7 protein-coding genes and 1 tRNA gene are annotated in these 8511 nt (G+C 65.1%); 6 read left to right on the forward strand and 2 right to left on the reverse strand.

Going from position 1 to position 8511, the window contains the following annotated elements; translation table 11 throughout:
- The 5 genes from VAE54_RS04430 to VAE54_RS04450 form a co-directional block, all read left to right on the forward strand.
- Positions 1–1259 (forward strand): hypothetical protein (locus VAE54_RS04430; protein WP_322800730.1); only part of this gene is annotated, 1259 nt, incomplete at its 5' end.
- Positions 1260–1485: 226 nt separating this feature from the next.
- Positions 1486–1560: transfer RNA gene (locus VAE54_RS04435), tRNA-Pro, on the forward strand.
- Positions 1561–1782: 222 nt separating this feature from the next.
- Positions 1783–2445, forward strand: coding sequence for a TVP38/TMEM64 family protein (locus VAE54_RS04440; protein ID WP_322800731.1), 663 nt, complete (start codon positions 1783–1785; stop codon positions 2443–2445).
- 257 nt (positions 2446–2702) lie between these two features.
- Positions 2703–3638, forward strand: a complete 936-nt coding sequence (mdh, locus tag VAE54_RS04445) for a malate dehydrogenase (protein ID WP_322800732.1) — start codon at positions 2703–2705, stop codon at positions 3636–3638.
- 4 nt (positions 3639–3642) lie between these two features.
- The gene (locus VAE54_RS04450; protein WP_322800733.1) at positions 3643–4344 is read left to right on the forward strand and encodes a hypothetical protein; all 702 of its coding nucleotides are present in this window, start codon (positions 3643–3645) and stop codon (positions 4342–4344) included.
- Between the two features lie 95 nt (positions 4345–4439).
- Here VAE54_RS04450 and mutS read toward each other — a convergent pair whose 3' ends face one another.
- Positions 4440–7058 carry a DNA mismatch repair protein MutS gene (gene mutS / locus VAE54_RS04455; protein WP_322800734.1) on the reverse strand — a complete coding sequence of 873 codons (2619 nt, stop codon included), beginning with the start codon at positions 7056–7058 and terminating at the stop codon, positions 4440–4442.
- A 268-nt stretch (positions 7059–7326) separates the two neighbouring features.
- On the opposite strand from mutS, the gene VAE54_RS04460 reads away from it, so the two are divergent.
- Positions 7327–8133: a hypothetical protein gene (locus tag VAE54_RS04460; protein ID WP_322800735.1), complete on the forward strand. Its 807-nt coding sequence runs from the start codon at positions 7327–7329 to the stop codon at positions 8131–8133.
- Here VAE54_RS04460 and VAE54_RS04465 read toward each other — a convergent pair.
- The coding region (locus tag VAE54_RS04465; protein WP_322800736.1) for a hypothetical protein at positions 8104–8511 on the reverse strand (408 nt) is incomplete at its 5' end. The genes VAE54_RS04460 and VAE54_RS04465 overlap by 30 nt on opposite strands.

Genomic DNA, 8511 nt, shown 5'->3' on the forward strand with positions numbered 1-8511 from the left:
CTGGGGCGCATCGTCTGGATGTTGTGATTGAGGATGAGGATCTGGCCAAGGCCTTTTTCATTTATGACACGCTGACGCGGCGGGGCTGGGAGGAGCTGATGCGGCGGGTGGGGTGGGCTCCCGCTCAGGCGGTGGATGTTTACTGGCCCAGCGCCTGTGTATTGTGGCACTTTGGGGGCTCCTGTTATCACGGCGGGGCCATCCGGCTTGCCGAGGGGGACGGCACAGATGCGGCGGTCATCCTGCACGAGTTTGCCCACTTTGTGCTCAGCCGGTTCCATGGGGATGGGCCCATTGTCTTTGCCTGCGCCAATTGGCTCGGGCAGCATAGTCCAGAATGGCACACCAATCCCCACTGTGCCTGGAGCGAGGGCTGGGCCTCCTTCCTGGCCGCTGCCCTCCTTCAAATGTCCGAGCACAGGGGATGGCCCCTGGAGGATCCGAATGCGCATCCGCGTTTCCCCCAGGTGGATCCGTGGAGTCAGGCGCAGGACAATGGAGACAATGAGTGGGCGGTGGCGGCGGCCCTGTGGGATCTTTACGATGACGCCCCTGAGCCCTGGGACATCCTCGCCGACGGCCTCAACGGCCCCCGCCAGAACGGCATCTGGGCGATCTCCACGCAGCGCGGCTTCCAGGTGGGCGCGGGGATCTACGAGTTCTGGAGGAGATGGGTGGAACGCCGCCCCGACCGGCCCGGGGAGGCGGCCTGTCCGATGGCCCGTCTGCAGATCTTCCTGGCCGACGATACGGCGGGCCTCATTTCCATCCCCATCCCCCGCGGCCTCTGCCCTCCGGGCCGGGCTGCCACCTTCTTCCAGGACCGGGACGATGGGCGGTGGACGCTCAATGGTCCCATCACCTGGCAGACCTTCACTCCGCCCCCTATCATCACCACTCGTTTCTTCTTCGACCAGCTGGATGACGGTGGCCGGCTTCTCCTGAAGAACGAATATGTTTCGGAGTCCTGGGCGTCCTGGATCGTTCATGGCCCCCGGGATGAGATGGTGGAGAGGGACCTCCCCCGTGGGCTGATCTCCGTCACGGTGGAATACGCCCAGGGGCCGGCGTTTGAATCCAGTCTTTTTGTGGACTGGGAGGGGCCGGGGTGGGGGAAGGAGCCCCTTGGGGGAATTCGCCTGGAGGGGGCGGGGATGACTCCTGCGCCCACGCCGGGAGGGTTTGATGGTCGGATCCAGCCGGGGGGCGCGGGGGGGTGGACGCCGGCTCCACGCCCCACCGGAACGCCCCGTCCGTGAGGGCGACGGGTGGGGTTGGCCGGATTTTCGGGGCGCGGTTTGGTCTGTGGGGGTTCTGGATCCGGCTCCCGCGCGGGCTCGAGCGCGGACCCGTATGCGGGCGGTCCATCGAACTGGCCCGGGGCCGGCTTCAAGCCCTCGGCCAGGGCCGCGTCCGATCTCCGCTCAAGGTCAACCATGCGGGCCTTGCTGAATCTGGAAGGCCGGATTATAATAAAAACGGCAGCGGGACGTGGCGCAGCCAGGTTAGCGCACTGCAATGGGGTTGCAGGGGTCGGCGGTTCAAATCCGCCCGTCCCGACACGTCGGGGGTGGCTTCGGCTGCCCCCGACGTTTTTCTCATGACGACGTCGCGGATTCCCTTCCGGAGGCTTCGGGGGCGAGGCGGGTCACCAGGGAAGCTGCCCCTAAAGCCTCCTGAGGGAGCATCGGGAATCCAGAAAGGCTGTTCGATAGCTTCCCCTTATGGATCGAAACCTCCGCAATGAACGAGGGGAAACCGGAAGGATTTCCACGAGGGCTGGTGATTCGCGCGGCCGTTTTGCTAACGCTCCTGGGCGCTGGCCTCCTCGCCTTTCCTTACCTGTGGCCGTTTCTAACGGAGCGGGAGCGCATCGAGTCATGGCTGGCCACCCATCGGGCGGCTGGTGCGATCGCGCTGGTCGTGTTGAACGCGATCCAGGTGGTCATCGCCCCGCTTCCCGGCGCCTTGCTGGGATGGATCAGTGGCTACTGGTTCGGGCCGTGGTGGGGTTCTTTGCTCACATGGCTGGGAGTGAGCCTGGGCAACGGCGTCGCGATGGTGCTGGCTCGTGTCCTGGGCCGCCCCCTTCTGATCGCCTTCCTTCCCCGGGAGCGCCTGGCCCGGATGGAACGCTTAATCCAGCGCTATGGGCTGACCGTGGTGATCGTGGTCTTCCTGCTGCCGTTCACCCCGGATGACCTCCTCGCCTGGGCGATCGGCCTTTCACCCCTTCCTCTGATCCCCGCTTTCGCCGTGAGCACGCTGGCCCGCCTGATCCACGTGTGGATCGCCAACGCCATAGGAGCCTATTTGCGCTCCGGGGAGCTCTTCTGGCTGGCGGTGGCTGCCCTCCTCAGCGTCGGTGCCCTCCTCCTGGCCTGGCGCATCGCCTGGATGGCTCGCTTTTCTCCGCTCGAGATCTATCGAGAGGATGCATCGTAAACACGCAGGGGATGCCTTGCCGGGTTCTATCGTCTCCCATCTGGGGGCTTTCGAAGCGGAGGGCGAGTCATTGATATGCCCCATCGAAGTCCGGAGGTGCCCGTCGAATCCCGAGGTGGGAGGCCATCCCTCACTTTTTCTCCTGGCGTGGCAAAGTCGCACCCAGAAAAGGGGAGCTGCTCAAAGCGGCACACCCCCGCGTTGGGATGGGACTATAATTTCTGTGAAGGATTTTACAATTCGGGAAGGAGTCTCCCATGCGTCCTAAGATCACGATCGTGGGTGCGGGGAACGTGGGCGCCACGACGGCCCACTGGCTGGCCGAGCGGGAGCTCGGCGATATCGTGCTGGTGGATATCCCTCAGACCGAAGGCATGCCGAAGGGAAAGGCCCTGGACCTCATGCAGGCCGGCCCCATCGTCGGCTACAACACCCGCCTCATCGGGACCACGGACTACGAGCCGACGGCGAACTCCGACATCGTGGTCATCACCGCCGGTGTTCCCCGCAAACCCGGGATGAGCCGGGAGGACCTGGTTAACGTCAACGCCAACATCATCCGGGATGTGATCAGCAAAGCGGTCCCTCTCTCCCCGAACGCGATCTACATCGTGGTGACCAACCCGCTGGACACCATGACCTACCTGGCCTATAAGCTCTCCGGCCTCCCCCGGGAGCGGGTGATCGGGCAGGCCGGGATCCTGGACAGCGCCCGCATGCGGACCTTCATCGCCATGGAGCTGGATGTATCCGTGGAGAACGTCCAGGCCATGGTGCTGGGCGGGCATGGGGACGAGATGGTGCCGATGGTGCGCTTCACCACGGTGGCTGGCATCCCCATCTCCATGCTGTTGCCCAAGGAGAAGATCGACGCGATTGTGGACCGTACGCGCAAGGGCGGGGGAGAGATCGTCAGCCTCCTCAAGACGGGGAGCGCCTACTACGCCCCGAGCGCGGCCGTGGCCCAGATGGTGGAGGCCATCCTAAAGGATCAGAAGCTGATCGTCCCCTGTTCGGTTTACCTCCAGGGCGAGTATGGTCTCCACGATATCTGTTTCGGTGTCCCCGTGAAGCTCGGCCGCAAGGGCGTGGAGCAGATCATCGAGCTGCCGCTCAACGACGAGGAGCGGGCCATGCTGGAGCGCTCGGTTCAACTGATCCGCAACACGATGGCTGCGCTGCAGCCCGCCTGAGGCGATGCTTCAGCTCTCCACGGTGGTGACCCGCCATGCGGGGCGTGTTTTCCTCTGGGGAACCGCCCCGCCCTTTCATCTGAAGGATCTCGAGAGGGCTCTCCGACGCCGGGGGATGGAGATCCTCATAACCGGCGTGGTGGAGATCGCTTTCGCCTTCCCGGAGTGGACCCGGCCTCATCGCGTGATTCCCCGACAGATCCTGACCGAGCGCGGCCTGAGGGTCCGGGAACCGTGGGCTACCCTGTGGCTGGTTCGCTTCGGATATGAGGAGCCCCGGGCCGATGTGGAAGGGATCACCCTGGATGGGGAGGCCGTTCATTTGCTGGCGCGGGATCTGGATCTGGATGTCATCGAAGCCTATGTGGCGGCGCAGGGCTGGCAGCGCTGTGTGGCCGGCTGCCGGGTGGAGAGCGGGCCCGCGGTTCGGATTCAACCGGACCCGGAGGAGGCGGCATGGGCGGTGGCCTGGCTGAAGGGGATGCTTCCCCCTGAAGCCTGTCATACATTGGAGGGGATCCTCCAGGAGGCCGCGCGGCGGAGGATCGGGTGGGGGGTTCTCTACCGGGAGCGGGAAGCTCGGCTGGATCTGGAGAGCCGCCGGCAGATCGAGGGCATGCTCCTTCTGGCCCGCGCCCTGCAGCGCTATCAGATGGAGATCCCGGGGCTGGAGGCTCTGGAAACCATCCCTCTGGACGAGCTTTAGAGATTGGCGCTTTCATCCCCTCACGGCCCTTCCGGTTGCGGGAAAGAAGAAACCCAGGGGGCCGGCCCGGCCGCCTCCAGGTTCCCGGAGAAGGATCAGCTGTTCCGCACGAGCTGGCGCAATCGTCCCTGGAGGTCATTCAGGGTCAGCAGGGCCTGCAGCGGGGTCATGTTCACGAGATCCAGCCCGAGGAGCTCCTGCAGGAGATGCCGGACCTCCTCGAACTCCTCCGGGCGGGCCGGGGGGCGCTCCCGATGGAGCGCGGGCAGATCGCGTTCCCCTCGCTTCCCCTCCAGCTCCTCCAGCACCTGGCGGGCCCGCCGGATCACCCGTTCGGGCAGGCCGGCCAGCTGCGCGACGTGGATCCCATAGGATTTATCGGCCGCCCCCGGCACCACCCGTCGCAGGAACACCACCTGATCCCCCACTTCCTTCACCGCCATCGTCATATTGACGGCTCCTTCCAGATGGTCCACCAGGCGAGTGAGCTCCAGATAGTGGGTGGCGAAGAGGGTGCGAGCCCGAATCTCATCGTGCAACGCTTCGGCCACCGCCCAGGCCAGGCTCATCCCATCGTAGGTGCTGGTCCCCCGTCCCACCTCATCCAGGATCACCAGGGAACGCGGCGTCGCGTGATGAAGGATGTAGGCCGTCTCCAGCATCTCCGCCATGAACGTGGAGATCCCTGCGGTGATGTCATCGCTGGCCCCCACGCGGGCGAACAGCCGGTCCACCACGCCGATGCGGGCGGACCGGGCCGGCACGAAGGAGCCCATCTGGGCCATCAGGGCGATCAGGGCGACCTGGCGGATGTAGACCGACTTGCCGCTCAGATTGGGGCCCGTCAGAATGATCAGCCGGCGCGAAGGGTTGAGCTCCGCATCATTGGGGACGAAGGGCTCGCCGGGGGGGAGATAGCGTTCCACCATGGGATGACGGCCCTCCCGGATCTCGATCCGATCGCTGTCCTCCACCATGGGCCGTGTGTAGCCGTAGCGGGCGGCGGCCTCCGCCAGCGCCTGATAGACGTCCAGCTCCGCCAGCCGGCGGGCGACCCCCTGGAGCCGCTCGATATGCTCGGCAACCCTTCCCCGGACCTCCACGAAGAGCTCGTATTCCAGATCCTCGATCCGCTCCTGGGTGGCCAGGATCTCGGTTTCCCGCGCCTTGAGCTCCGGCGTGACGAATCGTTCCGCGTGGGTGATGGTCGCTCGACGTTCATAATCCGGAGGCACCTGGTTCGCTTTGGAGCGGGGGACCTCGATGAAGAAGCCGAAGACCTCGTTATACCGGACCCGCAGGGTATCGATGCCGGTGCGGGCCCGCTCTCGCTGCTCCAGTTCCGCCAGCCAGCGACGACCCTCCTCCTCGGCCCGGCGCAGCCGGTCGAGCTCCTCGTGGTAGCCCGGCTTGATCAGCCCCCCTTCCCGGAGCAGGATCGGTGGATCCTCCACAATGGCCCGGTCGATCAAGGAAACCACCTCAACGCACGGATCCAGCTCGTCCCGGAGGGCTTGGAGCCGGGCGGACTGGACCCACAGCAGCCGGCTGCGGATCTGGGGGATGCGCTGCAGCGTCCGCTTGAGGGCGACCAGATCGCGGGCGTTGGCGTTGCCGAATCCGATGCGGCCCACCAGCCGCTCCACATCGTAAAGCCCGTCCAGCAGTCGCCGCAGATCCTGCCGGAGCAACCCGTCGCGCACCAGCTCCTCCACCGCATCGAGTCGCATCCGGATGGCCTCGATATCCACAAGGGGCTGGAGGAGCCAGCGGCGCAGCAGGCGCGCCCCCATCGCGGTCACCGTGTGGTTGAGCACCGAGAACAGGCTCCCCTCGATCCGGCGTTCCCGGATGGTCTCCGTGAGCTCCAGGTTGCGACGGGTGATGGGGTCGAGCCCCATATAGGCATCGCGATGGTAGGTGCTGAGATGACGCAGATGGCGGAGATCGGAGATCTGGGAGGTTTTCACGTAGTGGAGGGCCGCGCCGGCCGCAGCGATCGCCCAGGGCCATCCCTCGCATCCATAGGGCTGGAGGGAGGGAACCCGGAAGTGCTCCAGCAGAGATCGGCGCGCCTCGTCCGGATCAAAGGCGGCATCGGGGATCGGGGAGATGCGGACCGTGCGTTCTCCTTTCAGGCGGGACACCCACGCCTCATCGCGAGCCCGGGATTCCGGGAGCACGAGCTCGGCCGGGTTCAGGCGGGCCAGCTCCTCCAGCAGAAGGGATTCCGCCTCCGGGCCTTCCAGTTGGGTGGTGAAGAACTCACCCGTGGAGAGATCCATGGCCGCCAGGCCAAAGGCCCGACCGTCCGGGGATGGGGCGATGGCGGCCAGGTAGTTCTCCAGCCGATCCCGGAGCAGCGCCTCCTCCACCACCGTGCCGGGGGTGATCACCCGCACCACGTCCCGCTTCACCAGCCGCCGGACTTTTTTGGGATCCTCCAGCTGTTCGACGACGGCGACCTTGTAGCCTTTGGCGATGAGCTTGCCGATGTAAGAGGTGACATGGTTCGCCGGCACCCCGGCCATGGGGAGGCGCACATCCTTCGAGAACGAGCGGGAGGTCAGGGCCAGTTCCAGCTCCCGGGCGGCGATCTTTGCGTCCTCCTCAAACATCTCGTAGAAATCGCCCAGCCGGAACATCACAATGGCATCGGGGAAGCGGGCCTTGATCCGGCGATACTGGGCGAGCATAGGGGTCTCCGCGCTCATCGCCTTCACCTCCCATCATGGAGCCAGCTCCCCCGGCGGCCTCACCCATGGAGCGCCTCCGGTAGACGCCCCGTTCGGGCCCCGCCTGAGGGGCAGGCCCACGCGTCGCTCCGCGGTGGACCATCCCTGAGGATGCTCTTCGATCTCCTGGTTATCCATTGTAAGCCCGGGCGGCAAATTCCGAGGGGATGAACGCGTTTCCCCCATGGAACCGGCTCCGTGTCTCCGGCGTCCTGTAGATGGATTCTGAACATCCCGGAGGTTTACGATGAAGCGCATGAAAGAACCCCTCACCCTCTGGCTGCTCATGTTCCTCGCGCTTTCCCCTTCCTGCGGCCCGGGTCTTCCACCGGGCGCCTCCCCGACGGCTCGCCCTCCCCTCTGGGAGGGCGCGATCCCGATCGGGGAGATCCTGGCCCGCCCAGAGGCTTACCTGGGGCGCGAAGTCGTGATCGTGGCGTATTACCGGGGATGGGATTGGTTCGGGGAGGTCGGGCATGGCCCACCCCTCACCCGGAGCGATGTGGCCGTGGCGGATGCCACCGGGGCGATCTACATCGCGCCCGCCGGGCCGGAAGCCCTTCCGTGGGGGCCTTCCCTGCGGCCGTTCGATCCGGCTTCCACGGAGATTCTGTGGCGACTGCGAGGGACGGTGGAGCGAACGCCGGCCGGCGCTCTCTACCTTCGGGTCGCTAAAGGGGAGGCGGTGGAGGGGTTGCCGGTGGGCGTCCTCCTCCGGATCCGTCGCCAGGGAGGGCTGGCCGGCTTCGACCAGGAGCTGATGATCACGGAGCAGGGAACCCTCTATCTCCTCGATCGGCGGACCCGCCGTGCCGCGCGCGTCTGGATCGATCCGCTCGAGGCGCGCCGGGTGCTCGGGAAACTCTCCGCCCTTCCCGAGACGGGGTATGGGGCCCCGGTTCCAGATGGATTCATCTACACGTTGCGCTTCTGGATGGGAGATAAGATCCGGACTTTTGTTCTCTACGATCCCAGCGAGGGGACAACCCCCGCAGCCGCCCGGGAAGTTCTGAAGGCCGTTCGCTCATGGTTGGCGATGGGCATAACCCCATGACCCATCTTTCTGGCCCAGGCCGCGGAGCGATGGATGCGCAGCGTAGCGCCCGGGGATCCCGCTGATCACCGATCTCTGTTCACAGCGTGTTCCGTCAGCGGATATAAACTGCCTGCTGAGTGCTCGGGTTTCAGGATATCTAGGTTTGATGAATTCAATTTTACGGACAATTTCAAACCGTAATAAAACATTAATAATCATAATTGGCTTGATAAAAATAAAAAACAAGGTTACAGTTTTCATACCAGAATCAATATCCTGGCTTTGCCAGGAGGTGGAGTGACGGAGAATGAGGCGGACGGCGTGGATTCTGACGGGTGCGGCGCTGGTCATTGGACTCGTGACGGTAGGGCTTGGGCTGGGCATCGTGCAACAGGC

Origin of the sequence: Thermoflexus sp. (assembly GCF_034432235.1) — a bacterium.
GTDB lineage: Bacteria > Chloroflexota > Anaerolineae > Thermoflexales > Thermoflexaceae > Thermoflexus.

Bases quoted from the DNA above. Each gene is read 5' to 3' on its own strand.
- VAE54_RS04450 (WP_322800733.1), top strand. From the start codon at position 3,643: ATGCTTCAGCTCTCCACGGTGGTGACCCGCCATGCGGGGCGTGTTTTC.
- mdh (WP_322800732.1), top strand. From the start codon at position 2,703: ATGCGTCCTAAGATCACGATCGTGGGTGCGGGGAACGTGGGCGCCACG.
- VAE54_RS04460 (WP_322800735.1), top strand. From the start codon at position 7,327: ATGAAGCGCATGAAAGAACCCCTCACCCTCTGGCTGCTCATGTTCCTC.
- mutS (WP_322800734.1), bottom strand. From the start codon at position 7,058: ATGAGCGCGGAGACCCCTATGCTCGCCCAGTATCGCCGGATCAAGGCC.